Genomic DNA, 23078 nt, shown 5'->3' with positions numbered 1-23078 from the left:
TTCCCGGCACGGGGAGGATCGCGCCGGGCCGCGCGCCGCGGGCTCCGGTGCTTCCGGGACTTCGGCATCCGGCTCCGCGCCGTGACGGCAGCGGGCTCGTCGCGGTCAGCGGACGCGGCGAAGGGCCTCGGGAGTGAGGTCGGCGAGGGTGGGGTAACCGTCGACGGCCATGAGGAGGTCGGCCTCGGCGAGCAGGGCGCGCAGGACGTGGACGATGCCGTCGGTGCCGCCGAGAGCGGCGCCGTAGGCGTAGGGCCGGCCGATGCCCACGGCCGTGGCGCCCAGGGCGATGGCCTTGACGACATCGGCCCCGGTGCGCACGCCCGAGTCGAACAGCACCGGCACGCCGTCGGCGGCCTCGGCCACGGCGGGCAGCGCGTCGAGCGCCGGCAGACCGCCGTCGGCCTGCCGGCCGCCGTGGTTGGAGCAGTAGACGCCGTCCACGCCACCGTCCTTGGCGCGGCGCACGTCGTCAGGGTGGCAGATGCCCTTCAGGATCAGCGGCAGATCGGTCAGCGACCGCAGCCAGGGCAAGTCGTTCCAGGTGAGCGGGTTGCCGAAGATCTGCGCCCAGTGCGCGACCGCGGCCTGCGGGTCGTCCTCGGGCAGCTTGGCGAGCCGGGAGCGGAAGACCGGGTCGGAGAAGTAGTTGGCCAGGCAGTGACCGCGCAGCTGGGGGAAGTTGGCGGTCGTCAGGTCACGCGGTCGCCAGCCGGGGATCCAGGTGTCGAGGGTGACCACGATGCCCTTGAACCCGGCGGCCTCCGCCCGCTGCACCAGGCTCTCGGCCACCTCCCGGTCGGTGGGGGTGTAGAGCTGGAAGAAGCCGGGCGTGTCGCCGAACTCGGGGGCCACCTCCTCCATCGGGTCGACCGTGAGGGTGGAGGCGACCATGGGCACACCGGTGCGGGCGGCGGCCCGCGCGGCGGCGAGATCGCCGTGACCGTCCTGCGCGCACAGCCCGAGCACACCGACCGGAGCCAGGAACAGCGGCGTGGCCAGGCGCACGCCGAACAGGTCGACCGACAGGTCGCGCCGGGTGGGGCTGACCATCATCCGCGGGACCAGTCCCCATCCCTGGAACGCCCGGACGTTCGCCCGCTGGGTGTGCTCGTCACCGGCACCGCCGGCCACGTACGAGCGCACCGACGGCGGCATGGCGGCCTGCGCCCGGGGCTCCAGGTCCGCGTAGGTCATCGGCAGGCCGGGCAGCACCCCGCGCAGGCCGTCGAGGTGGATCTCGTACTGGTAATCGGCGTAGGTCATGATCCGGCTCCCCGGTGCGTCGCTGTGTCCGGTACGGCCCGTCGGCGTGGGCCTCGAACCCTACAGTGGGAGCGGCAGCCCCCACAGACCCGCCGAACGCAGGATTCTCGCCACGCAGATGCCCCGGACGCGGGAATCGGCGAAGCCGCTCAGCGAGGACGGCCTGGCGTTGGTCCACGCCCTCCGACTGCGGCCCAGGGCATCCTGGACCGAGCTCGGCCGGGTGCCCGGCATGGACCCGGTCACCGTCGCCCGCCGCTTCCGTCGCCTCGCCGCGCACGGTACGGCCTGGGCGGGGCTCTCGCCCGGGCCGCGCCTGCTCGACCGGCTGCGCCTGGCCTTCGCGGAGATCGACTGCGCTCCGGGAACCACCGCCCGGACGGCCGGCACGCTCGCCGCACATCCGCGCATGGTCACCATCGAACGCGCCGCCGCGGACCACGACATCCTCGCGACCGTCGCCACCGCCGACCTGCCCGCCCTGTCGCGCCACACCCTCGACGTGCTCCCGCGGGTCCCCGGCGTCACCGCCGCGCGCGCCAGGATCGTCACCCACATGTTCACCGGGGGCGGCCGCCGGCGCATCGCCGCCCTCGACCCGGGCCAGAGCTCCCGGCTGACGGCGCCGCCCACGGCCGGGCCGCCGCGCCGCGGACACCGTGAGATCACCGCGTTCGACCGGCCGCGCTGAGCCGCCTGGCGCACGACGGCCGCGCCTCCTGCCAGAGCCTGGCCACCGGCCTGGGCGTCAGCCTGTCCACCGTCAGACGGCGGGTCGAGCAGCTCGGCCGCCTCGATGTGCTGCGCCTCCGCTGCGACTTCGCCCGCCCCCTCGGCGGCCGGCCCGTCGCCGTCCCCTTCTGGGCGAGGGTCCCGCCGGCCGACCTTCCCGAGGTCGGCCACGCGCTCGTCCGCCGGCCCGGGACCCGCAACTGCGCCGCGGTCAGCGGGCCTTGCGACCTCATCCTCCGGGCCGGCCTCCACTCGCTGGACGACGTGCCGCGCCTGGAGACCCGAGTGGCCGTCGCCCACCCCGGCCTGCACATCGCCGACCGCGTCATCACCCTGCGCCACGACAAACTCCTCGGCCGCCTCCTGGACCCCTGCGGCCGCTCCACCGCGGTCGTCCCTCCCGACATCTGGGCGGAACCAGGGACCTGAGACCCGCTGCCGGCCTTCCATTGCGGCTCGCTCGGACCCAGGGATAGGTTCCTTGCTCGCCAAGTCGTTTTCGGAGGGGGACACATGAGCGCACATCACGACGAAGGCCACACGGTGGCGGGATGGACCGGCTGCGCCGTGGCGACCGTGGGCACCACGGTGATGGGCGTCGGTATCTGCGGCTGGCGCCCGGCGATCTGGCTGGGGCTGGCCCTCACGGTGGCGGCAGTGGTCGTCACCTGGGTCCTCCACCTCGCCGGCTGGGGCAAGCCGCCCGGGGTGCGGCCGGCCGATCAGCACCCCCTGGGGGTGCGGGACCGGTCCGCGCGGCAGGGGCACGCGGGCTGTGTCTCCTGCCGGCTCGCCGGACGACGCGGGGCCTGGGCCCCCGCGGAGGCGGTGCCCGTGCCCGCCGCCGAGATGGCGGGCGCCGGTGCGGACGTGTCGTCCTGAGCGTCCGGTGAACACATGCGCCAGGCCCGGTCCGCCGCCGTACGCGGCGGCCGGCTCGGGGCCTGGTGTCCCGCGCGTGTCCTGAGCGCGCGCACCTCGCTACCCGCCCGTCACGGCATCCAGTGCGGGCGCGATGACCGCGAAGCACCCGTCGGTCAGGGCGGCCGGGTCCTCCGTGCCGTCGCTCTCGCTCCACCGTTGCAGCACCGTGTGGAAGGCGGTCAGCGCCATCCCGGCGGCCAGGCCCGGGTACAGCTCCGTCGCCGGATCGAGGCCGAGGCGCCCGGCCAGCTCGGCCGCCAACTCCTCGCGCCACTGGGCCTGGCGTTCGAGGAAGCGGGCGAGCAGGGCGGGCGTGCCGAGGATCAACTGGACGACGCGCAGGGTCCGTTCGGTCTGCCCCGCGCAGGCGTCGATGGAGCGCCACACCGTGTGCCGCAGGGCGGTGGACGGCGGTTCCGGCACCGGACGGCTCGCCAGTTCCTCCCGCATGGCCTCGCCCAGCCCGGTCAGGAACTGGACGACCACGTCCTCCTTCGAGGCGAAGTACCGGAAGAACGTCCGCTTGGACACCCCCGCGGCGGCGGCGATCTCGTCCACCGTGACCGCGTCGAATCCGCCGCTCGCCAGCAGGCCCAGCGCCGCCTGGGTCAACTCGTCCGCGACGAGCTGTCGCTTGCGCTGGGCCAGGGTTCCTGAAGGACGGGAGGTCATCCCCCCATCGTATCCACCGTGCCGCACCTGCCTCTCAATGTCACACTTGACACTCGATGACACGTCGGGCACGGTGAGCCGTATGACACGTCAGAAGCACTGGACCGCCGACCGGATTCCGGACCAGGAGGGACGGGTGTTCGTCGTCACCGGCGCGAACAGCGGCCTGGGCCTGGCGACCGCACGGGCCCTCGCCCGCAAGGGCGCCCAGGTGATCCTCGCCGTCCGTGACGAGGTCAAGGGGCAGCGGGTGATCGCCCAGGCGGCCGCCGACGGACAGGGGGCCCGGCTGGAGGTGCGACGGCTGGACCTGGCCGACCCGGACTCGGTCCGCGCGTTCGCCGACCGGCTGCGCTCCGACGGTGTGCGCCCCGACGTGCTCGTCAACAACGCCGGCGTGATGGCGCCGCCCAGAACGCTCACCGCGCAGGGCCACGAGGTCCAGTTCGCCGCCAACCACCTCGGCCACTTCGCCCTGACCGGCCTGCTGCTCGACCGGCTCGCCGAGGGGGACGACCCCCGCGTGGTCACGGTGACCTCCGCCAACCACCGCAAGGCCGAGATCTTCTTCGACGACCCGACCGGTGAGCGCCGGTACTCGCCCATGGGGTACTACAACCAGTCCAAGCTCGCCAACGCCGTGTTCGGCTGGGAGCTGCACCGGCGGCTGAGCGCGGCCGGCAGCCCAGTCCGCAGTGTGCTGGCCCACCCCGGCTACACGGCGACCAACCTGCAGACGGCCGCTCCCGTCGGCATGGTGAAGTTCCTCTTCGGCCGCCTGCTGCTGCCGCTCGCCCAGGCCCCGGACCAGGGCGCCCTGCCCCAGCTGTACGCGGCCACCGCCGCGGACGTGCGCGGCGGCGAGCTGTTCGGACCGGACGGCATGGCCGAACTGCGGGGCTGGCCCCGGCCGGTGGAGCTGGCCCCCCGGGCCACCGACCCGGCCACCGGGAGCCGGCTGTGGGAGCTGTCGGAGGAACTGACCGGCGTGCGCTACGCGCTCCCGGCCGCGGTCTGACCCAGGGCCACCGGACGCCGGCGCCCCGGGAACGGTCCCGGGGCGCGGAGGACCCCTCGGGGTCAGCGCGTCCTGACCGTGCCGCCGCCGATGACGTCGCCGCCGGTTCGGCGAACCGGCCGGTGGTGACGCCGGAGGCATCCGGGAGCGCACCTGCTGCCCGTCGCCCTCCACGGTGACGAAGTGGTGACCACCGGGGTGCGGCCGGCGGCCCCGTGCCCACGTCGCCGCGGAGGGCGCACCGGCCTTCTGGCGCGGCACCGACTCGCGGGCCGCGGGTGAGCACGGCCCGGGCGTCGGCACCGTGCACCGCGGGATTCCCCTGCCCCAGAGGCGCCGTCCGGTCAGGGGACGAGCGACGTCCAGGTGCCATGGGGCGCGACCCGGAGCAGAGAGGAGAGGCCGGCCTCGTGGAAGGCCCGTTCGATCTCCGGCAGGCCTTCGGAGAAGTGGGCCCAGCCGTCGTGGTGCACCGGTACGACGACGTCCGCGCCCAGGACGGCCGCCGCGGCGGCGGCCCGGTGGCCGTCCAGGGACAGCGGCCGCCCCTCGAACCTCGCCGGTACGCGGGCCGCTCCCGCGTGCAGCACGGCGGCGTCGATGTCCGGCACCCGGCGGGAGATCTCCACGACCGTGCGGATCGAGGCGTTGTCCCCGCTGACGTACACGGTGGGCAGTCCCTGCCCGGACAGCACGAACCCGGTGACCTCGCAGTTGACGTTGCCGTCGGCGTCCCGCTCGGCGTCCTCGGGGCCGTGGACGGCGGGGACCGCCAGCACCGTCAGCTCGCCGGCGCCGTCCGGACGCGGAAGGGAGTGGCCGGTCCACGGGGAGAGGCCGACGGCCGGTGCGCCGAGCCGCCGCGCGGTCAGCGGCCCGGTGAGCACCAGCGGGGCCGACATCGCGAAGGCGCGGCCCCGCTCGTCCAGGTTGTCCGGGTGGGTGTCATGACTGACCAGGACGAGGTCGGCCGGCCCCACCGCGTCCTCGCCGGCGGCCGGACCGGCCGTCTTGGAGAGGTACCCCTGGGGACCCGCCGCGTCGAAGGTCGGGTCGCTGACGATCCGCAGCCCGCCCATGTCGATGACGGCCGTCGGGCCGCCCAGGACGGTGATCGCGCGGTCCTGCCGGACCGGCCCTGTGCTCTTGATGGTTGTGTTCACGCCACGAGGCTAACGACCCCCCGGAACACGTGACATGTCTGTGCCGCGATCCTGCCCGGCAGTACGGCGGCCGGGCCGCTCACTGGAGGTACAGCTCGGCGGGCACGGTCTCGCCCTCCGGGTAGCCGTAGGCCGCGTGGACCGTCGTGAACAGCGCGTCGTGCACGGCCCGGGCGGCACCGATCAGTTCGTTGAACAGGGCCTTCATCTGGTTCTCGGTGTTCGTGTACCAACTGTCGAACTCCGTGCGGTCCCGGGAGTTGCCCAGATCGGTGTTCCGCTTCACGTCCCGGGCCACCTGGTCGGTGATGGTCGCGACGAGGTTCTCCCGGAGGGCCACGAGAGCCGCTCCGTTGTTCCACTCCGGCGTACCGCAGGCGCGCAGCGCATCCCGCACCTGCCCGACGAAGGCGCCGTAGCGGACCGAATTGGGGTCGTTGCCCTGCGCGTCCGTCGGCTCACCGCGCGAAGCGGACCGGAAGCGCTCGTTGTCCCGCAGTTCCGCCGCCCGCGCCGCCGCGGTGTTCAGGCTCTCCTTGTGCACCTGGTAGTTCCACGTCGTGGTCGCCCGGCGCACGTTCTGCTCGGGCGAGAGCTGCTGACCGTCCAGCAGGTCGATGCGGGCCGTGACCCGGTCGGCCAGCGTCGTACCGGCTTCCTTGGCCAGCGCGTCGAGGGCGTTGAAGATGTGCTCGCCCTGCGCGTGGCCGCCCCCGGCCGCCCTGGCCCGCTGCACGGCCGCACCCGGGCCCCGGTGCGGGCCGGCGACCGCGCGCTGTACGGACTCGCTCCGCTCCGGGGCCGGTGCGGCGAGGACGCGGGTGGCGTTGGCCTCGGCCTCGCGCTCGAAACGGTCCGAGGGGTCGGAGACGCGCAGCCCGGCGCCGTTGTCCGTGGCGGAGACCGGGCCCTGGCGCTGCTGGATGACATGGGTGAGTTCATGGGCGAGGGTGTGCCGGTCCGCGCCGCCGTCACCGAGGACGACGTGGTTGCCGCTGGTGTAGGCGCGTGCGCCCACCTCGGCGGCGGAAGCGCGGGCGGCGCCGCCCGTGTGGACGCGGACGTCGGAGAAGTCCGCGCCGAGCCGTGCCTCCATGTCGGCGCGGACCGAGTCGTCCAGCGGCCGGCCGGCCGAGCGCAGCACGTCGTGCACGGTGGACCGCTGCACCGCCGGGCCGTGGCCGTGGCCGGCGCCCCGCTGCTCCTCGATCATCCGCGCCACCGCCGTGTTGCCGACGGCGCGTTGCAGGGACCCGGCCGTCTGCGGGGACACGGCCCCGGGGGCGGGCCGCGTCACCGCGGACTGTCGCACCGGGTCCGGCCGGCGCAGCCGGCCCGCGTCTTTCTCCGGCAGTTCCTTGGCGTGCATGTCGGGACGGCCCCTCTCAAGATCGTGATCGGTCTCCACCCCTACCCGGCCGGAAGCCTCCGGGGAAGGTACGGACGGGCAGGACCGGGGCACGAAGGACCGCCCTCGAGTGCGGGTGCCGGGGGCCGGCGGGGCGTCACCGTACGATGCGCCACCGGTTGTCGGCCGTGCCGTCGTCCGGGGCCTGGACGGCGAAGGCGCCCATCGCGGTGGAGCCGTTCGCGATGGCGAGCAGTTTCCCGCTGTGCACATTGCGGATCTTGACGGTGCCGTCGCCCTGGTCGGCCAGGGTCCACCGGTGGTCGGCGGTGCCGTTGTCCGACCACTGCAGCACGGTGGCGCCGTCGGCCGTCGACATGTCCAGCACGCCGAGCACCTTGCCGCTGTGCACATTGCGGAAGCGGACCGCGTCACCGTCGGGAATCATCTCCCAGTCGTGGTCGGCGGTGCCCGAGTCGCTCCATTGCAGGGCCCGGCCGCCGTCGGCGGTGGACATGTCCTGGATGCCCAGCACCAGGCCGCTGGCCGCGTTGGCGAGACGGACGGAGGCCACACCGCCGGTGTTCCAGTAGACGGTGTAGTTGTGGCCGTGCGCGTCGTGGAACGGACCGAGGGCGACGGCGGCGCCGTTCGCCGTGGCGGTGAAGGCGAGCGCGGTGGAACTGGTCCGCCTGATCGAGGAGACGTCCAGGGCGGGCGGCGAACTCAGCGTGGTGTTCCCGTAGTTGCCGGAGAGGACCACCGGCCCGTAGGTGACCGCGGCGACGCCGGGGTTGTCGTTGGCCGGCCGTACGACGGTGCGCATGGGGAGGCGGACGGTGACGGTGTCGCCTGAGGCCCAGGTTCGGGTCAGGGCCGCGTAGCTGCCGGGGCGGGTGGCGATGTCCTGCACGACGCCGTTGACGCTGACGGTGGCACCGTCGGTCCAGCCGGGGATGCGGACGCGCATCGTCCAGGTCCCGCCTGCGTCGCCGGTGACGCGCAGGGTCGTGGTGTCGCTCGCCGGGTACGACGTCGTCTGGGTGACGGTGATGCCGCGCTGGGTCCAGGTGAGCACCGAGGGCACGAACAGGTTCACGGTCAGGGTGGTGCCGGCGTGGAAGTACACGGAGTCCATCAGCCGGGTGTGCATCTCCAGGCCGGTGCCCTGGCAGCACCAGAAGGTGGTGTAGTCGGTGCTCCAGGTGCCGCCGCCCCAGGCCGGGCCGACGCCCCTGCGGCCGCCGGGGTTGAGCGGGGTGAAGTAGGTGACGTGGCCGTGCGGGTCGGCCGGGTTCTGCTGGCCGGTCATCTGGTTCAGCCACGCCTGCTCGTAGTAGTCGAACAGCTCGGCCCGGTCCGGCGTCAGCGCGAACAACTCCCGGGTCAGAGTCAGCATGTTGACGGTGTTGCAGCTCTCGCAGGTGTCCTGCCGCAGGTAGGCGGCGATGGCGTCCGGGGCGCGGAAGTGCTCCGCCTGGCTGTTGCCGCCGATGGCGTACGTGTGGGCGTGGACGCAGAAGTTCCAGGCGTTGGTGGCGATGTCCCGGTAACGGGCGGTGCCCGTGGCCTTGTACTCCCGGACGGCCCCGATCCACTTGGGCACCTGGGTGTTGGCGTGCAGCCCGGCCAGCCGGTCCTGGCCCGCCGCGAGCGGGTCGAACACCGCGGCGTGGTCGAACCGCTGGGCGACGGCCAGCCACCGCGCGTCGCCGGTCTGCTGGTACAGGTCGGTCAGGACGGCGTTCATACCGCCGAACTCCGTGCCCAGCATGGCCTGCAGCTGCGCGGTGCTCAGCCAGCCGGTGCGCCGGTCGACCCAGCCGGCCAGGGCCAGCAGCACGTCGCGGGCCTGTGTGCTGCCTATGTGCCGCCACACGTCCAGCAGACCGGTCAGCGTCTTGTGGACGGTGTAGTACGGCACGTTCCCGTTGGACAGCGTGCGCGCCTCCAGGGCGGTGAAGTCGGACTCGGGGTACCCGGAGAGGTACCCTTGGCCGAACCCGGCGGCGGCGTTGTTGGCCTGGCACTTGGCCAGTTCCGCGACCATGTACAGGGCCTTGTCCCGGCAGACGGTGTCTCCGGTCACCGCGTACGACTGCGCCCAGGCGGTGAGGAAGTGCCCCTGGACATGGCTGCGGAAGGGGAAGTCGGGTGCCTCCCAGCCACCGGTGGCGGCCGCGCCGTTGGTGGACAGGCGGTGGTTGGCACGGAAGTTGTACAGCAGCCGGTCGACGTCGACGAACCGCAGGTAGGTCTGTGTCCGGTTCTGGTTGTCCAGCCATCTGCTCGCGGTGAGTCTGACCTGGCCGAGCTCGAAGGGGAAGGCCTGGGCTCCGATGTCCGCCCGGGCCGGGGGCACGGCCGCGTGGGCGGCGGAGCCGCCGAGGACGGGGCCCGCGGCGGACACCGCGGCGGTGGCCCCGGCGAGTTGGAGGAGACGTCGTCTGCTGACGGAGGAGGACATGGAGCCACCCTTTCGGTGAGGGCCCGTGCCGGTGGGGACGTGCGGTGAGCGGGCCTGCCGAGCCGTTTTGATGTCCGATATACCGAACGACGTTCGTGAAATCGACGAGAAGATAACGGCGCGGACAACGGGACGTCAACGTCCCCGGCGCCCGCAATCAGCCGCCCACGGGGATTCTTTCCACGGGGGCGTACGCCGAGCCGCCCGGGTCCACCCCGGTGCGCCCCGTCTTCCCGCGCACCGGGAAGCGTGTTGCCCACCGGACGGGGACCCGCCGTGCCACTGTGGCGTCGCCGGAAGGCGCCGGTGGTGTGCCGGGCGGTCATGCCGCTTCGTGTGGGAGGAGCGTGGGACGTGGAGCTGCGGAAGACCGCGGGGGCGCGGATCACGGGGACGTGCGACGACGCCTATCGAGAAGCCTTCGACACCTTCCTCTCCGGGACCGACGAAAAGCCCCTCACCCACGCCTATCTGCGCCAGGTGGTGGACCGGCTGCCCGCTCGGCGGGTACTCCTCGACATCGGCGCCGCCCAGGGCACGACGACGCGCTACCTCGCCCCGTACTTCTAGCGCACCGTGTGCGTCGAGCCGAGCGAGCCGATGCGGCGCGCGCTGACGCTGGCCTGCCCCCAGGCGGAAGTGGTGGCCGAACCGATCGGCGAGGCCCGGTTGGACGTGCGGGCCGATCTGGCCCTGCTGTCCCACGTGCTGTACTACGTCCCGCGCGACGAGTGGGCGGCGACGACGGCACGCATCCTGGAGTGGGTGGCGCCGGGCGGCGTCCTCCTCGTGCTGCTGCAGAACCCCGACAACGCCTGCATGCGCATGGTGCGTCACTTCACCGGCCGCCATTTCGACGTACGCGACCTCGTCACCGAACTCCCCGCCCTCCCGCCCGGCCTGGTCGGCCGCACCGGACTGGACACCGTACCCGCCCGTTACCGCGGCCGGAACCTGGAGGAGACCCTCACGGTCGCCGACTTCTTCCTCGGCGTCCCCGACGCCCCCTCCCCGACCCGCGAGGCGGTCGAGGCCTACGTACGCCGGCACTTCGACAACGAGGACGGCACCTACACCCTCCGCCACGACCAGGACGTACTGCGCATCGAGCGCCCGGCACCCTGAGGGCACGACGGCTTCCGGCAACCGGCTTTGAGTGTGCGCGGTGGGGGACGGTGGCGGGGACGCCCGGTGGACCACGGCTCGGGAACCTGTGCCCTGCCGAGCGACGGACCGTGACTGCTCGCCGGGGCGGTGGCCGGGCCCGCGTGGCGCGCCGCCCGGTGCCCGCGGACCAGGTGAGTCCGTAGACACCGGGTGCCTGCCGCCCGCGCATGCCGCGCGGGCCGGGACGGAAGCGCCCTGAGCGCAGGCCGGGGACGAACGCCCCATGTCCGTCACACTCGCCCGGTGCGGACAGCTCACCTGATGAAGGAGAGTGTGCCGCACCGGGTGCGTGCCGGGTCAGGTCCATGCCTGGCGTTCCTGGCCCCGAGGGTCGTCGATCTGGGTCCAGTCGGTGTCGACGCGCATGGTGGCCCGGCGCGCGGTGTCGTACGGGGCCCAGCCGGGATCGCCGGTCCTGGCGAACCGGATCCATGTCTCGTGCACACGGCGGGCGAGACCGGCGGGCGGGCTGTCGGGGCCGAGCAGGGCATGGGCACCGTGCAGCCGGGGCAGGTGCGTGAGATCGAAGACGAAGGGCAGCTCCACCGCGTGGGCAGCACCTAGTTGTCCGTCCAGGGCGTGGGAGCGCCACGCGAACTCGTAGGCGTAGGCGGCGCCACCGGACCGGTCGGCGTGTGCGTCGGCCAGGGCCCGGCTGCCCGCGCCGAACAGGGCGTCGCCCATGATGGCCGACCGCAGCTCGCCGAAGGTCGCCCTCGGGCGGGTCCTGCGGTACGTGTCCACGAGCCGGGCCGGATCGGGATGCACACGTGCCGCGACGGCGTCGACGTCCGCACGGGTCGAGGTGGCGTAGGCGCCCGACGGCACCAGATAGAGGTTTCCCTCCTCCGTGTTGGTCCCGACGAGCAGGTCGACGCCGGCGCCGAGGCCCGCGGCGACGGATTCCGCGGGCTGGGTGTCCAGGACCAGGCTGAAAGGGCTGAGCCCGACCAGCGGGTCGTGGTGGGCAGCCGTCCGCAGGTCCGTGCCGGCGAGCGCGGAGGCCGCCTCCACCAGGCGGGCGTCCGGGACCTCCGCGAAGGCGTCGACGTGCGGTTCGATGCCCAGGACCCGGGCCGCCGCCCCCGTGACGCGGGCGGCCTGCTCGGTCGTGAACGCGCCCAGACCGTTGCCGCTCTGGACGATCGCCCGGTGGAACAGTCCCGTGGCTTCCGGAGTGGCCAGGACGCCCCCGACGACGGTCGCTCCCGCCGACTGGCCGAACAGGGTGACCTTGTGCGGGGCACCACCGAAGGCGGCGATGTTGTCCCGCACCCAGCGCAGCGCGGCCACGACGTCGAGCAGCCCGCGGTTGGCGGGCGCTCCGGGAAGGTCGAGGAACCCTACCGAACCGAGCCGGTAGTTGAGGGTGACGAGGACGACACCGTCGCGGGCGAAGGCGGAACCGTCGTACAGCGCGGACCGCGTCGACCCGGCGACGAACCCGCCGCCGTGGACGAACACCATGACGGGCAGGTCGCCCTCCGGGTCGGCGGGCGTCCAGACGCTGACCGTGAGGTAGTCCTGGCCTCCGCTCCAACCGGTCCCGAAGTAGGGGGACATGTCGAGACGGCCGAGCGTGCGTCCGGGTTGCGGAGCGTTGGGCCCCGGCGTCGTGGCGTCCCGTACGCCGTCCCACGGTTCGTGCGGGCGGGGAGCCGTGAACCGGTCGGCGCCGCGGGGCGGGGCGGCGTAGGGGATGTTCAGGAACGTGGCGACGCCGCCCCGGCGCAGGCCGCGGACGGGTCCCTGCGCCGTGGTGACGACGGGGTGGGTGCGATGGTTCACCGGAGTCCCTTTCCGCACGCTCAGCCCTGTTCGGTGCAGGGGGCGAAGGGAGCCCAGCCCTTGATCGCGAACTTGCCGCCGTCGCGCACCACTTGGGCGGCACCGTGGCCGCCCAGGTGCGCGGGCACGAGGAGGGCGTGGTTGTCCGCCGCCCAGCCCAGGATCTTGCGGCGGGTGGCGCGCGCCTGTGCGGGATCCTCGCAGAAGCAGCTGTTGGAGTCCGGTTCGAGGATCTGTACCGGGCTGTGCAGCAGGTCGCCGACGAAGACCGCGCGGTCCGTTCCGGAGGTGAGGGTCAGTACGGAGGACCCGGGGGTGTGCCCGGGGGCGGACTCCAGGCGCAGACCCGCGTCGATCTGGTGGCTGCCCTCCCACAGCAGTGTCTGGCCGGCCCGGTGCACCGGGGCGACACTGTCCTCGAACACGTTCTGGTTGCCGCGGCCCAGTAGGCTCGTGTGGCCGTTCTCCGGGTTCCAGAAGTCGAAGTCGTCCTTCGGCATCAGGTAGGTGGCGTTGGGAAAAGTGGGCACCCAGGTCCGCCCGTCGAGATACGTGTTCCAGCCGACGTGATCGATGTGCAGGTGTGTGTTGATCACGATGTCCACGTCCTCGGGGCGGACTCCGGCGCGGGCGAGGTTGTCGAGGAATCCGGTGTCCATCCGGCTCCACACAGGGACGTACGGGCGCTCTTTGTGATTGCCCACGCCGGTGTCGACGAGGATGGTCCTGCCCTCGCTGCGCAGGAGCCAGGTCTGGATCGCCGCGTTGATGATCCGGGTGCCGTCGTCCAGGAAGTCCGGGACCAGCATGGCGCGGTGTTCTTCCCATGTTCTCGTGGGGCTGTCCGGCAAGAACGTCTCGGGGGTCAGGCCCACGGGCCCGAAATACTCCAGGACGCGGGTGAGGGTGACGTCACCCAAGGTGATGGTGTTCATGGTGGCTTTCCCTGCGCTTTCTCAAGGGCGATGAGGCCGTCCGGCCCGGCACGGGCCCGTACGCGTCGGCGATTCCGACCGGACAGCAGCTCCCGGAAGGGCGCCGCGGACGGAGCGGCGGTGTCCAGGAGCCCGGTCATGCGGACGTCCTTACGAGTGGTGCGCCGCACGGGGTGCCGTCGTCGCGACGGGCGAACGGTGCGGGACCCATGTCAGCGGCATCACGGCGACCGAGCCAGACCGGACCATGCCTATCCCCGGCCGGGTCAGGTTCCCGGCCGGCGAGGCCCGCATACTGGGTCACATGAGGGGACAGCGAGAACTCGGGAACTTCCTGCGGACTCGGCGGGCTCAGCTACGTCCGGAGCATGTCGGCCTGCCGGACTACGGAGACCGGCGCCGGGTGCCCGGTTTGCGCCGTGAGGAACTGGCACTGCTGGCCGGTGTGAGTTCCTCGTACTACACCCGTCTGGAACAGGGCCAGTCCATGGGCCCCTCACCGGAGGTCCTCGACGCCATCGGCCGGGCGCTGCACCTGGACCAGGCCGAGCAGCGCCACCTCCACGACCTGGCGGACCGCGCGAAGCGGCGTACGGTCGTCCACCGCCCACCCGCCGAACACATCGACGCGGCGACCCTCGACCTGCTGGAGGCTGTCGGTGACGTTCCCGCCCTCGTCAGCGGACGGCGCGGTGACGTCCTGGCCTGGAACCGGACGGGGCACGCGCTGTTCGCCTCCCACCTCGACCCGTCCGCCCCGGCGGATCTGGGCAACCGGCCCAACCTGGCCCGCCTGACCTTCCTCGACCCCCGCACCCGCGCGCTGTACGCCGACTGGCCGGGCAAGGCGAGGGGGGTCGTCGAGAACCTCCGTATGACAGCCGGCCGGCACCCCGACGACACGCTGCTCACCTCGCTCGTCGACGAGTTGACCACGAGGAGTCCGGAGTTCGCCGCCATGTGGGCCGATCACAGGGTCAGCCCCTGTGACTCCGCGGTGCACGAGATGCGCCATCCGCTGGTCGGCAGCCTCACCGTCCGGCAGCACAGTCTGCGTCCCCCGCAGGACGAGGAACGGCACATCGTGCTCGCCGTCGCCGAACCCGGCTCCCCGTCGCAGGCCGCCCTCCGCCTGCTCTCCCGGGCGACCGCCCCGTCGGCCCGTCAGGAGTGAAGTCCCGGCGGCGTCAGCCGGGGGGCGCTGGACGTCCCGCACCGCCCGGCCCGGGCCCGCACCGCACCGTCCTGCCCGAGGGGCCTTCCGAGCAAGGAGGGGAAGGAGGGCACGATCCGCACCTCCGAGGTGGCCGTCGACGTCATCCTCGATGACGGAGGCGTCGAGGGTGCCTGCGCCGCCGCGGGCTCGTCTCCCTCTGGGGCGCCCGCTGAATTCCGCCTCGGATTCCCGTCACGTATGTCGAAAACGCCGGGCGTGCTTCTACCTACCCGTGACAGCCTCGCCGTGGGGCGGATACGACGAACGAGGAGCGGACCATGAAGTACATGCTGCTGATGCAGTTCAGCGAGGAGAGCGTCGACTTCCCCAAGCTCGACGAGTGGAGACCGGAGGAGATCCAGGCCCACATCCGGTTCATGAAGCGGACCAATGCCGGCCTGGCCGCCGCCGGTGAGCTGGTCGATGCCCAGGGCCTGGCCATGCCGGAGACCGCCCGGATCGTGCGCTCCCACAGCGGCGGCACACCGGTCGTCACCGAGGGGCCGTTCCCGGAGTCCAAGGAGTGGGTGGCCGGCTGGTGGATCGTGGACTGCGGCACCGAGCGGCGGGCGATCGAGATCGCCGCAGCCGTCTCCGCCGCTCCCGGCCCGGGAGGCCGGCCGCTCAACATGCCGATCGAGGTGCGCCAACTCATGACGGCCCCGCCCGCCGGGCTCTGAGCCGCCCCCGTGACGACTTTCGGACCAGCCGTCGACGACCTGCTGCGCACGCTCGTGCCGCAGGCCGTCGGCGTGCTCACCCGCCGCTGGGGGGACTTCGCCGATGCCGAGGACGCCGTCCAGGAGGCTCTGCTGCACGCCGCCACGCAGTGGTCGGCCGAGGGGGTGCCGCGCAATCCGCGCGGCTGGCTGGTCCAGGTCGCCAGTCGCCGGATGACCGAGCAGGTCCGCAGCGCGCAGGCCCGCCGTAGGCGCGAGGAGTTGGTGGCCGGGCAGATCCCGGCCGACCGGCGGTCGGCACCGGGGGCCGACACCGCAGGCGAGGGCGCGCACGACGACACCCTCACGCTGCTGTTCCTGTGCTGCCACCCAGTGCTGTCGCCGGCCTCGGCGATCGCCCTCACTCTTCGCTCGGTAGGCGGGCTGACCACGGACGAGATCGCCCGCGCGTTCCTCGTCCCCGAGGCGACCATGGGCCAGCGGATCAGCCGGGCCAAGCGGCGGATCAAGGACTCCGGTGTGCCGTTCCGGATGCCGGACGACGCCGAGTGGCCGGCCCGGCTGGACGCGGTGCTGCACGTCCTCTACCTGATCTTCAACGAGGGCTATGCCACCAGCACCGGCCCCGAGCTGCGACGCATCGAACTCACCCGGGAGGCGATCCGTCTGGCCCGGGCCGTCCACACGCTGCTGCCGGACGACACCGAGGTGGCCGGTCTGCTCGCGCTGATGCTGCTCACCGAAGCGCGCGGACCCGCCCGCACCGGCCCGGACGGCGAGCTCGTCCCGCTCGCCGAGCAGGACCGCAGCCGCTGGGACACAGCCGCGATCGCCGAAGGAGTCGCGCTGATCACCGCCGCCCTGCCACGCGGCCCGGTCGGCCCGTACCAGGTGCAGGCGGCCATCGCGGCCGTCCACGACGAGGCGGCCACCGCCGCCGAGACGGACTGGCCGCAGATCGTCGCTCTGTACGGGGTGCTCGCCCGCGTCTCGGACAACCCGCTCATCACCCTGAACCGGGCGGTCGCCGTCGCCATGGTGGACGGCCCCGCCGCCGGCCTCGTCCTGCTCGCCGACCCGCCTCCCGCGCTCGCCGACCACCACCGGCTGTACGCCGTCCGTGCCCATCTGCGCGAACTCGCCGGGGAGTGGGAGGCCGCCGTCACCGACTACCGCACCGCCGCCCGCCGCACCACCAGCCTTCCGGAGCGGCACCACCTCAGCCTGTGCGCCGCCCGACTGGCCGCACGAGCGGGATCGGACAGGTGAGCCACCGGTCAAAGCCCGGCGAGGTCCCACGCCGACCGGGCCGGGTGACCTGGGACAGTGACCGGACCCGGCGACACCACCGGCCCAGCTGCGCCGGAGTTCTACGGCCCCCGCGATCCCTCCGGGCCGATCAGGACGGTGCAGCAGACGGGGCAGGCCGTGGGGACGCCCGCCGTGGACGGTAGGCCGGTGCAGCACGGTTGGCGGATCCGGAAGGAGACCGCGCTGGACAAGTTCCGGCGCTGGACCGGCGAACGCGGCGGTCGGCCGGGCACCCGCGTCACCCTCATCGACGAGGAGGCCGATGCCGCGCCGGCCGACGGCCGGCCGCCCCGACCAGTAGCCCGGCACCGTCCGCGGGGATACTCGTCGGCTGTGCCGTCCTCGGGCCCGCCCGCGACGGGCATCCGATGCACGATGGCGGAAGGGGAACCTCTCCCTCCTGGCGCCCTGTGCTCATCACCGTGCGCTAGGGCGACGCGTAGTGCGGACGATGCCGCGCGCTCCGGCATCGCGATGCGTTCCACCGGGTGGGAGTGAATGCCACTCATACGCCGGGCGGGGAGTGGAGCTTCAGGGTCGGCCGGCCTCATCGGGGAGACTTCACCGCATGTCCGATCGCGATGAGGCCGACACCGACAACCAGGAGGGACGGGGAGCGCAAGTTCCAGCTGATCAGTATCAGGATCACCCCTGCTCCCCAGAATCTGGGTTGCCGTACTCGTTGCCGGAGCCATCGACCGGGCATGCTGCCGAGCAGTAGAGCGTGCACCGCGATGACGGCCAGGACGATGGCGAGGGCGACCAGCACAAAGCCGAGCACAAGGAACGCGAACAAATCTCTTCCCCCTGCTTCTGACTGTCACGCCGCACAGTTATCCAACCCGACTGCTCGCAGATCTCGCTGCCGGGGCGGATATCCCGCACCTGGAGATCCCCGAAGTCGTCGCCACCGCCCCGGGCGTGCTGGTGCAGTCCCTGGCGCCCGGTGGAACCGTGTCGGGCACCGGCCGGGAGGAACTGAGCGCGGAGCACCGCGAGGCCGTCGTCCGTGAACTGGCCGCGTTCATGGCACGGGGCTATGTCGTCGACCGCTTCCACAACGCCGACCCACACGCCGGGAACGTCTTCGTCACGCCGGAGGGGCCGGCCACCCTGCTGGACTGGGGCATGGTCGGCCGCGCCGGCCAGCAGACCGGCATCCGCGTGCCGCTGCTGTTGAGGCGGTCGGCCAGAACGACGGCCACGGCTTGGCCAAAGTGTGGGCCGAGATGGGCCGCAGCACGCCGTGGACCGATCTGCCGGCCTCCTGTGCCGACATGGCCGCGCTGGTGCCCGCAGTCGCCTCGGCGTCGACGGCAGGATCGTCCGAGCGGTGGCCCGAGCACAAGGCCCGGGCCGTCAGCGCAGGGCGATGAGCGCGACGGCGGCGCCCGCGCACACCAGGCCGGCGGTCTGCCGCCGGGTCAGCCGCTCCCCGAGGAAGACCAGGGCCAGCAGCACCGGCACGGCCGGATACAGCGCGGACAGCACGGTGGCCACGGCCATCAGTTGATGCCGGGTGGCCGCCAGGTACAGGAGGATCGCGACCGTCCCGACCGCACCGGCCGCCGCGGTCACCGCCGCCTCCCGGCCGGGCATCCGCACCGGGGACCGGTACGGGACGAGCACCCCGGCGATGACCAGCACGGAGGTGACCCGGCTGACCACGACGGGCCACAGCCCGCCGTCCGCTCCAACCTGGGCCATCGCCAGGAACTGCACGCCGATCCCGGCGCTCGCCGTCAGCGCGGCCGGCACGCCCGCCGTCACCGGCGGACCGCCGCCGTCCGGACCGGGGCCGGGCGCCTGCGCGACGAGCCACAACGCGGGCACGGCCGCCGCGATGCCCACCCAGGCGACCGCGGCCGGCCGCTCGCCCAGCAGGGCGACCCCGGCCAGGACGGGCAGGGCGACCGCGCCCACGTCACTGACCGGGACCACCACGCTCATCTGCCCCTGGGACATCGCCCGGTAGAGGAAGGCGACCCCCACCCCCGTACCGGCACCCGACAGCGCGCCGAACCAGTAGTCACCCGCAGTCCCCGTGCCGCCCGCCGAGGACAGGGCCGCCACCAGCGCGACCACGGTCCCGGCGAGCTGTGCGTAGAGAGCCACGGTGATCCCGTCGACACGGCGGGAGACGAGCCCGTTGGCGAAATGGGTCACACCGAAGCAGAGCGCGGACGTCAGCGCGAGGACCTCACCCACGGGCCCTCCCCACGGGCGGCTGCGGACGGTGGCGGGACGGCGGGGCATCGGCACGCGAAGGCATACCGACCGCCCTACCCGCGATCCCCGCGCTGATGACACAGCGCGCCGGGTGTACGCGGCTCCGCACCTGCCGGTCAGCGCAGCGGGCGGAAGAAGGCCCGGGTGTCCGCGACGAGGAGGTCGGGCGCCTCCAGCGCGGCGAAGTGCCCGCCCCGGGAGAACTCCGACCAGTGCACGATGCGGTGCTCGCGTTCCAGGACGCTCCTGACGGCCGGGTCGCTGGGGAACACGGCGACGCCGGTGGGCACCGGGGACGGCCGCACGGGCCGGGAGGCGACCCGTTCCTCGTAGTAGACGTGCGCCGACGAGGCGCCCGTGCCGGTCAGCCAGTACAGCGTGGCGTTGGTCAGCAGCACATCGCGGTCCACGGCGTCCTCGGGGAGTTCCCGGGCCGGGTCGGTCCACTCCTTGAACTTCTCGATGATCCAGGCGAGTTGCCCGACGGGCGAGTCGTTCAGGGCGTAGGCCGGTGTCTGCGGCCGGGTGCTCTGCAGAGCGGAGTAACCCGTGCCCTCGCGCCGGATGACGTCGGCGGCGGCGAGCCGTGCCCGCTCGTCCGCACCGAGTGCGGCCACCTCGGCGGGGCCGAGGGAGGGGAAGTCCAGCCCGCCGTGGATGTGCACACCGACGACGTGTTCGGGCGCGTGCCTGCCCAGTTCGGGCGAGATCACCGAACCGGAGTCCCCGCCCTGTGCGCCGTAGCGCCGGTAGCCCAGGCGCTCCATCAGCTCCGCCCAGGCACGGGCGGTCCGGCCGTAGTCCCAGCCCGGTTCAGCCAGGGGAACGGAGAATCCGAAGCCGGGCAGGGAGGGGGCGACCACGTGGAACGCGTCGGCCGGGTCGGCCCCGTGTGCGCGGGGATCCGTCAACGGGCCGATGACGTCCAGGAATTCCACGACCGAGCCGGGCCAGCCGTGGGTGAGGACCAGGGGAAGGGCGTCCGGCTCGGGCGACCTGACGTGCAGGAAGTGGATGCGCTGTCCGTCGATGTCCGTGACGGACTGCGGGAACGCGTTGAGCCGGGCTTCCCAGGTCCGCCAGTCGTAGTCGTCGGTCCAGTAGCGCACCAGGTCTTTCAGGTAGTCGGCCGGTACGCCCCGGCTCCAGCCCGTGTCGGGCGTCGTCGTCGGCCAGCGCGTGCGCCGGAGACGGTCACGCAGGTCCGCCAGCGCGTGCGGCGGAACGTCGATGCGGAAGTCACTGAAACGCGTCACGGTCGGCGCCTCCTCTCCCGGTGACGGGTGCCCCCGGCCGGCGAAGTCATCACCGGACCACGGGGTGCCTGTCCGCCCGGCGGACGAACCGCACGCCCAAGGCGCCGGAGGGGCCCGCCGATCCGGTCACCGGTCCCGCGCGTCTGGCCAAGTCCGTCCACCGATATCCGCGCCGGGCCCGGTGGAACATCCCGGCGACCGCCGTACCGGCGGCCTCGGCGAGGGGGTACGGCCGAGGGGGGACGGCCGGTGTCCCTGCCCCGGGTGGCTCGCGGCCCGTATGGCGTGGATTCGCGGCCACAAGGGTACCCGCCCGCGGTCCCTCGACCCGGCGGCAGCGCCGACGAGCGCGATGAGGACCAGGAGCCGGAGTCGGCGACGACGCCCGGCGGACCCGGGTGTCGGACCGGACAGAAGCGAACGGCCGGACGGCGGGAGGGGGAGTGCCCGGCCGGCACCTGCGGGGCAGGCCGGGCACCCCGGGCGAAGGCATCAGTAGTACGTGATGTCCCAGTGGTTGGCCCAGTTCTCGTCGGCGTAGTCGATGACCGCCTTGCCGCCGGAGGTGACGCGCCACACCCAGGCTCCGTCCCCGCGCTTGTGGTGCTTCTTGGAATGCGCGTGGATGTAGTCGGTGACACACGAGGTGCGGGCCACATCGACCTTGTAGCCGTTCCAGTGGCTGTACGTGCCCCCCGCGTGGCCGACCTCTGTGCCGCCGGTGATGACGATACGGCAGCCGCTCTTCTTCTTCAGGGCGATGACTCCGTCGACGGTACGGGCCCGGATGCTCTGGAGACTGGTGCACTTCTTGTTGTAGCGGTTGGTGCAGTTGCCCGAGGAGGAACGGGTGATGCCTGCCGCCTTCAGCCGCGACGCGGCCTGGGCGTCGGAGAGCTTGCCGCCGCCACCGGCACCGCCGCCCCTCACCAAGGCGGCCCAGGTCTGGACGTCGACGATGCCGTCGGCGGTGAGGTGCTTGGCCTTCTGGAAGGCCTTGACCTTCGCGGCGGTGCCCGAGCCGAAGACCCCGTCGGCAGTGACGGTGTAGCCGTTGTCGGTGAGCTGGCGCTGCGCAGCCTTGACGCCGGCCCCCTTGGAGCCGGACTTGACCGTCATGACGAGCTTGGCCCAGGTGCCGGGTCCGACGATGCCGTCGGCGGTGAGGTGCTTGGCCTTCTGGAAGGCCTTGACCTTCGCGGCGGTGCCCGAACCGAAGACCCCGTCGGCGGTGAGCGTGTAGCCCCGCGCGGTCAGCAGCAGTTGGACAGTGGCCACGTCCACGCCGCGCTGGCCGGACTTGACCGTCGGCCAGGACGCCCGCACGGCGGTGCCGACGGCAGAGCCCGACCGCGTTGCGGCAGGCAAGGCGGTGGCCGCGGCAGTGGCGACGTCGGTCGCGGTGATGCCGGCCGCCAGCGCGGTGGCGAGGAGCATGGACGCGGCCAGGCTCCGGCGGGGCCGTTGAGTGATGGTGTGCATGAGTTCGGATCCTTCTCCTCGATCGTGTGGTGAGGTATCGGGCCGACGTCCCCCTGACGACCGGTGTTCCGCCCCCGGTTTCGTGCCGGGTCACAGGCCGTCGACAACGGGGCTGCGTCGACCACGTCTTCGCCCGTCGGCTCCTCGGTCCGGGCAGCGGAAGGAACCAGTCCTTCCGCTGTCTCGCCGGACCGTGCCGACGCGGTCAGTTGACCAGCGCCAGCCAGGTGCTGGGGCCGACGATGCCGTCGGGGGTGAGCTGGTTGCGGGTCTGGAAGGCGGCGACGGCGTCGTGGGTGACCGGTCCGAAGGAGCCGTCCACGGACAGCGACGCCCCATGGGCTCTCAGCTCTGCCTGCACCGCGCTGACGGCCGGCCCGTGGGCGCCTTCGGCCACGGTCAGGACGAGCGCCTGCCACGTTCTCGCACCGACGATACCGTCGGGGGTGAGCTGGTTGCGGGTCTGGAAGGCGGCGACGGCGTCGTGAGTGGCCGGTCCGAAGGAGCCGTCCACGGACAGCGACGCCCCGCGAGCGTTCAGAAGGTACTGAATGGTGATCACCTGGCGGCCGCTGTAGCCCTGCTGTACGACCGGCCAGGCACCGGCCGGTGGCGGCGGTGGAGGTGTGTAGGTGCCGTTGGCGGCGAGGTCGCGCAGATCCTGTGTGGTGCCGTTGAACAGGTCCTGATCGCCGGGAAACGTGCCCGAGTCGGCGGTCTGCCAGAAGGCGTAGGTGTTCCATCCGCGGGGCAGGGGGTGGGGAGTGCCGGTGTAACTGCCGATCCAGAGCAGATTGGTGGCGGCGAAGGCGGTGGAGTCACCGGTGCACTGCGACCACCATGCCGTGTTCGTGTTGATCACCGGGTGGCGGCCGGTGCGACGTCGGTATTCCTCGTCGAACGAGGCGATCCACTGGACGGTCGCGGCGGTACCCAGCCCGTAGCAGGCCGGCAGGCCCGGAGTGGGTTCCACGTCGAGGACGCCCGGCAGGGTCCGGCCGTCGGGCTGCCAACCGCCCCCGTGGTCCACGAAGTAGTCGGCCTGGGCGCTGCCGGAGGACTTGTCGGGTCTGGCGAAGTGATACGCGCCGCGGATCAGGCCGACCGCCGCCGCACCGTCGTACTGCTGGGAGAAGCGGGAACTGATGTAGGTGGTGCTCTCCGTCGCCTTGACGTAGGCGAAGGCGGCTCCGTCGGCGGCGACCGCCGACCAGTCCACGCTCTCCTGGTAGGCGCTGACGTCGAGTCCTCGCACGACCCCGTCCGCGGCACGCCGTGGCTGCGTCTCCTGAGCCGTCACTCCCGCAGACGCCGATGCCTGGGCGGGAGAGGCCCACAGGGACATCGCGGTGATCACCGCGGCCAGCACGCCGGGCACCCCCGTCCGCACACCGCGGCTGACGCGGCGGGAGACTCCGGAGAGG

The 23078-nt window shown here is 72.8% G+C and carries 20 protein-coding genes and 2 pseudogenes; 11 read left to right on the top strand and 11 right to left on the bottom strand.

The genetic code is table 11. From position 1 onward, the window contains the following. Positions 1 to 105: 105 nt before the first annotated feature. Positions 106 to 1266, bottom strand: coding sequence for an alpha-hydroxy-acid oxidizing protein (locus tag AB0E62_RS34855; protein WP_362203298.1), 1161 nt, complete (start codon positions 1264 to 1266; stop codon positions 106 to 108). A gap of 118 nt (positions 1267 to 1384) precedes the next feature. Here AB0E62_RS34855 and AB0E62_RS34850 point away from each other — a divergent pair, with 118 nt between their 5' ends. The 4 genes and pseudogenes from AB0E62_RS34850 to AB0E62_RS34835 all read left to right on the top strand — a co-directional run bounded on the left by AB0E62_RS34850 (position 1385) and on the right by AB0E62_RS34835 (position 2880). After that, positions 1385 to 1957, top strand: coding sequence for an Lrp/AsnC ligand binding domain-containing protein (locus AB0E62_RS34850; RefSeq protein WP_362203295.1), 573 nt, complete (start codon positions 1385 to 1387; stop codon positions 1955 to 1957). Further along, positions 1954 to 2010 (top strand): annotated as a pseudogene (locus AB0E62_RS34845) (hypothetical protein); the annotation flags it as partial. The gene AB0E62_RS34850 and the pseudogene AB0E62_RS34845, both read left to right, overlap by 4 nt. 54 nt (positions 2011 to 2064) lie before the next feature. Then, the gene (locus tag AB0E62_RS34840) at positions 2065 to 2427 is read left to right on the top strand and encodes a hypothetical protein (protein WP_362203292.1); all 363 of its coding nucleotides are present in this window, start codon (positions 2065 to 2067) and stop codon (positions 2425 to 2427) included. Between the two features lie 84 nt (positions 2428 to 2511). After that, entirely contained in the window at positions 2512 to 2880 is a 369-nt protein-coding gene (locus AB0E62_RS34835; protein WP_362203289.1) for an HGxxPAAW family protein, read from the top strand. Positions 2881 to 2979: 99 nt separating this feature from the next. Here AB0E62_RS34835 and AB0E62_RS34830 read toward each other — a convergent pair whose 3' ends face one another. After that, positions 2980 to 3594: a TetR family transcriptional regulator gene (locus tag AB0E62_RS34830; RefSeq protein WP_362203286.1), complete on the bottom strand. Its 615-nt coding sequence runs from the start codon at positions 3592 to 3594 to the stop codon at positions 2980 to 2982. Between the two features lie 82 nt (positions 3595 to 3676). On the opposite strand from AB0E62_RS34830, the gene AB0E62_RS34825 reads away from it, so the two are divergent. Then, positions 3677 to 4612 carry an oxidoreductase gene (locus tag AB0E62_RS34825; protein ID WP_362203283.1) on the top strand — a complete coding sequence of 312 codons (936 nt, stop codon included), beginning with the start codon at positions 3677 to 3679 and terminating at the stop codon, positions 4610 to 4612. A 344-nt stretch (positions 4613 to 4956) separates the two neighbouring features. On the opposite strand, the gene AB0E62_RS34820 is transcribed toward AB0E62_RS34825, so the two are convergent. The 3 genes from AB0E62_RS34820 to AB0E62_RS34810 form a co-directional block, all read right to left on the bottom strand. Continuing rightward, positions 4957 to 5775, bottom strand: coding sequence for an MBL fold metallo-hydrolase (locus AB0E62_RS34820; protein ID WP_362203281.1), 819 nt, complete (start codon positions 5773 to 5775; stop codon positions 4957 to 4959). A gap of 79 nt (positions 5776 to 5854) precedes the next feature. Then, positions 5855 to 7144, bottom strand: a complete 1290-nt coding sequence (locus AB0E62_RS34815; RefSeq protein ID WP_362203279.1) for a DUF4157 domain-containing protein — start codon at positions 7142 to 7144, stop codon at positions 5855 to 5857. A gap of 136 nt (positions 7145 to 7280) precedes the next feature. Then, on the bottom strand, positions 7281 to 9590 hold the full coding sequence (locus AB0E62_RS34810) for a beta-L-arabinofuranosidase domain-containing protein (RefSeq protein ID WP_362203276.1): 2310 nt from the start codon (positions 9588 to 9590) through the stop codon (positions 7281 to 7283). A 354-nt stretch (positions 9591 to 9944) separates the two neighbouring features. On the opposite strand from AB0E62_RS34810, the gene AB0E62_RS34805 reads away from it, so the two are divergent. Then, positions 9945 to 10160, top strand: coding sequence for a hypothetical protein (locus AB0E62_RS34805; protein ID WP_362203273.1), 216 nt, complete (start codon positions 9945 to 9947; stop codon positions 10158 to 10160). Positions 10161 to 10166: 6 nt separating this feature from the next. Then, positions 10167 to 10715 (top strand): class I SAM-dependent methyltransferase, encoded by a 549-nt coding sequence (locus AB0E62_RS34800; protein ID WP_362203270.1) that lies wholly within the window; start codon positions 10167 to 10169, stop codon positions 10713 to 10715. Positions 10716 to 11054: 339 nt separating this feature from the next. Here the strand turns inward: AB0E62_RS34800 and AB0E62_RS34795 are convergent, their stop codons facing one another. Together AB0E62_RS34795 and AB0E62_RS34790 are read right to left on the bottom strand one after the other, a co-directional pair. Continuing rightward, a complete protein-coding gene (locus tag AB0E62_RS34795; protein ID WP_362203268.1) occupies positions 11055 to 12545 on the bottom strand; it encodes a carboxylesterase family protein in 1491 nt (496 codons plus the stop codon). Positions 12546 to 12565: 20 nt separating this feature from the next. Next, positions 12566 to 13480, bottom strand: coding sequence for an MBL fold metallo-hydrolase (locus AB0E62_RS34790; RefSeq protein ID WP_362203265.1), 915 nt, complete (start codon positions 13478 to 13480; stop codon positions 12566 to 12568). A 304-nt stretch (positions 13481 to 13784) separates the two neighbouring features. Between AB0E62_RS34790 and AB0E62_RS34785 the strand changes: the two genes are divergently transcribed. The 4 genes and pseudogenes from AB0E62_RS34785 to AB0E62_RS34770 form a co-directional block, all read left to right on the top strand. Further along, a complete protein-coding gene (locus AB0E62_RS34785; protein WP_362203262.1) occupies positions 13785 to 14654 on the top strand; it encodes a helix-turn-helix transcriptional regulator in 870 nt (289 codons plus the stop codon). Between the two features lie 320 nt (positions 14655 to 14974). Beyond that, entirely contained in the window at positions 14975 to 15376 is a 402-nt protein-coding gene (locus AB0E62_RS34780; protein WP_362203259.1) for a YciI family protein, read from the top strand. Positions 15377 to 15385: 9 nt separating this feature from the next. Next, positions 15386 to 16645 carry a sigma-70 family RNA polymerase sigma factor gene (locus tag AB0E62_RS34775; protein WP_362203256.1) on the top strand — a complete coding sequence of 420 codons (1260 nt, stop codon included), beginning with the start codon at positions 15386 to 15388 and terminating at the stop codon, positions 16643 to 16645. An 849-nt stretch (positions 16646 to 17494) separates the two neighbouring features. Then, a pseudogene (locus AB0E62_RS34770) lies at positions 17495 to 17830 on the top strand (AarF/UbiB family protein); the annotation flags it as partial. 216 nt (positions 17831 to 18046) lie between these two features. Here the strand turns inward: AB0E62_RS34770 and AB0E62_RS34765 are convergent. From AB0E62_RS34765 to AB0E62_RS34750, 4 genes are all read right to left on the bottom strand, one after another. Continuing rightward, positions 18047 to 18895 carry an EamA family transporter gene (locus tag AB0E62_RS34765; protein ID WP_362203253.1) on the bottom strand — a complete coding sequence of 283 codons (849 nt, stop codon included), beginning with the start codon at positions 18893 to 18895 and terminating at the stop codon, positions 18047 to 18049. Between the two features lie 137 nt (positions 18896 to 19032). Beyond that, complete coding sequence (locus AB0E62_RS34760) at positions 19033 to 20172, bottom strand: epoxide hydrolase family protein (protein ID WP_362203250.1); 1140 nt, start codon at positions 20170 to 20172, stop codon at positions 19033 to 19035. Positions 20173 to 20664: 492 nt separating this feature from the next. Next, positions 20665 to 21654, bottom strand: coding sequence for a peptidoglycan-binding protein (locus AB0E62_RS34755; RefSeq protein WP_362203247.1), 990 nt, complete (start codon positions 21652 to 21654; stop codon positions 20665 to 20667). A 205-nt stretch (positions 21655 to 21859) separates the two neighbouring features. Further along, a complete protein-coding gene (locus tag AB0E62_RS34750; RefSeq protein WP_362203244.1) occupies positions 21860 to 22909 on the bottom strand; it encodes a GH25 family lysozyme in 1050 nt (349 codons plus the stop codon). Positions 22910 to 23078 lie beyond the last annotated feature (169 nt).

Source organism: Streptomyces sp. NPDC038707, from assembly GCF_040636485.1.
In the GTDB taxonomy this organism is placed as follows: Bacteria; Actinomycetota; Actinomycetes; order Streptomycetales; family Streptomycetaceae; genus Streptomyces.
This window is presented reverse-complemented; position numbering and strand designations above follow the sequence as displayed.

What these genes read in the sequence shown, in the direction of transcription:
- AB0E62_RS34855 (WP_362203298.1), bottom strand. Translation starts at nt 1,266, where the DNA reads ATGACCTACGCCGATTACCAGTACGAGATCCACCTCGACGGCCTGCGC.
- AB0E62_RS34850 (WP_362203295.1), top strand. Translation starts at nt 1,385, where the DNA reads ATGCCCCGGACGCGGGAATCGGCGAAGCCGCTCAGCGAGGACGGCCTG.
- AB0E62_RS34835 (WP_362203289.1), top strand. Translation starts at nt 2,512, where the DNA reads ATGAGCGCACATCACGACGAAGGCCACACGGTGGCGGGATGGACCGGC.
- AB0E62_RS34830 (WP_362203286.1), bottom strand. Translation starts at nt 3,594, where the DNA reads ATGACCTCCCGTCCTTCAGGAACCCTGGCCCAGCGCAAGCGACAGCTC.
- AB0E62_RS34825 (WP_362203283.1), top strand. Translation starts at nt 3,677, where the DNA reads ATGACACGTCAGAAGCACTGGACCGCCGACCGGATTCCGGACCAGGAG.
- AB0E62_RS34815 (WP_362203279.1), bottom strand. Translation starts at nt 7,144, where the DNA reads ATGCACGCCAAGGAACTGCCGGAGAAAGACGCGGGCCGGCTGCGCCGG.
- AB0E62_RS34810 (WP_362203276.1), bottom strand. Translation starts at nt 9,590, where the DNA reads ATGTCCTCCTCCGTCAGCAGACGACGTCTCCTCCAACTCGCCGGGGCC.
- AB0E62_RS34790 (WP_362203265.1), bottom strand. Translation starts at nt 13,480, where the DNA reads ATGAACACCATCACCTTGGGTGACGTCACCCTCACCCGCGTCCTGGAG.
- AB0E62_RS34785 (WP_362203262.1), top strand. Translation starts at nt 13,785, where the DNA reads ATGAGGGGACAGCGAGAACTCGGGAACTTCCTGCGGACTCGGCGGGCT.
- AB0E62_RS34780 (WP_362203259.1), top strand. Translation starts at nt 14,975, where the DNA reads ATGAAGTACATGCTGCTGATGCAGTTCAGCGAGGAGAGCGTCGACTTC.
- AB0E62_RS34755 (WP_362203247.1), bottom strand. Translation starts at nt 21,654, where the DNA reads ATGCACACCATCACTCAACGGCCCCGCCGGAGCCTGGCCGCGTCCATG.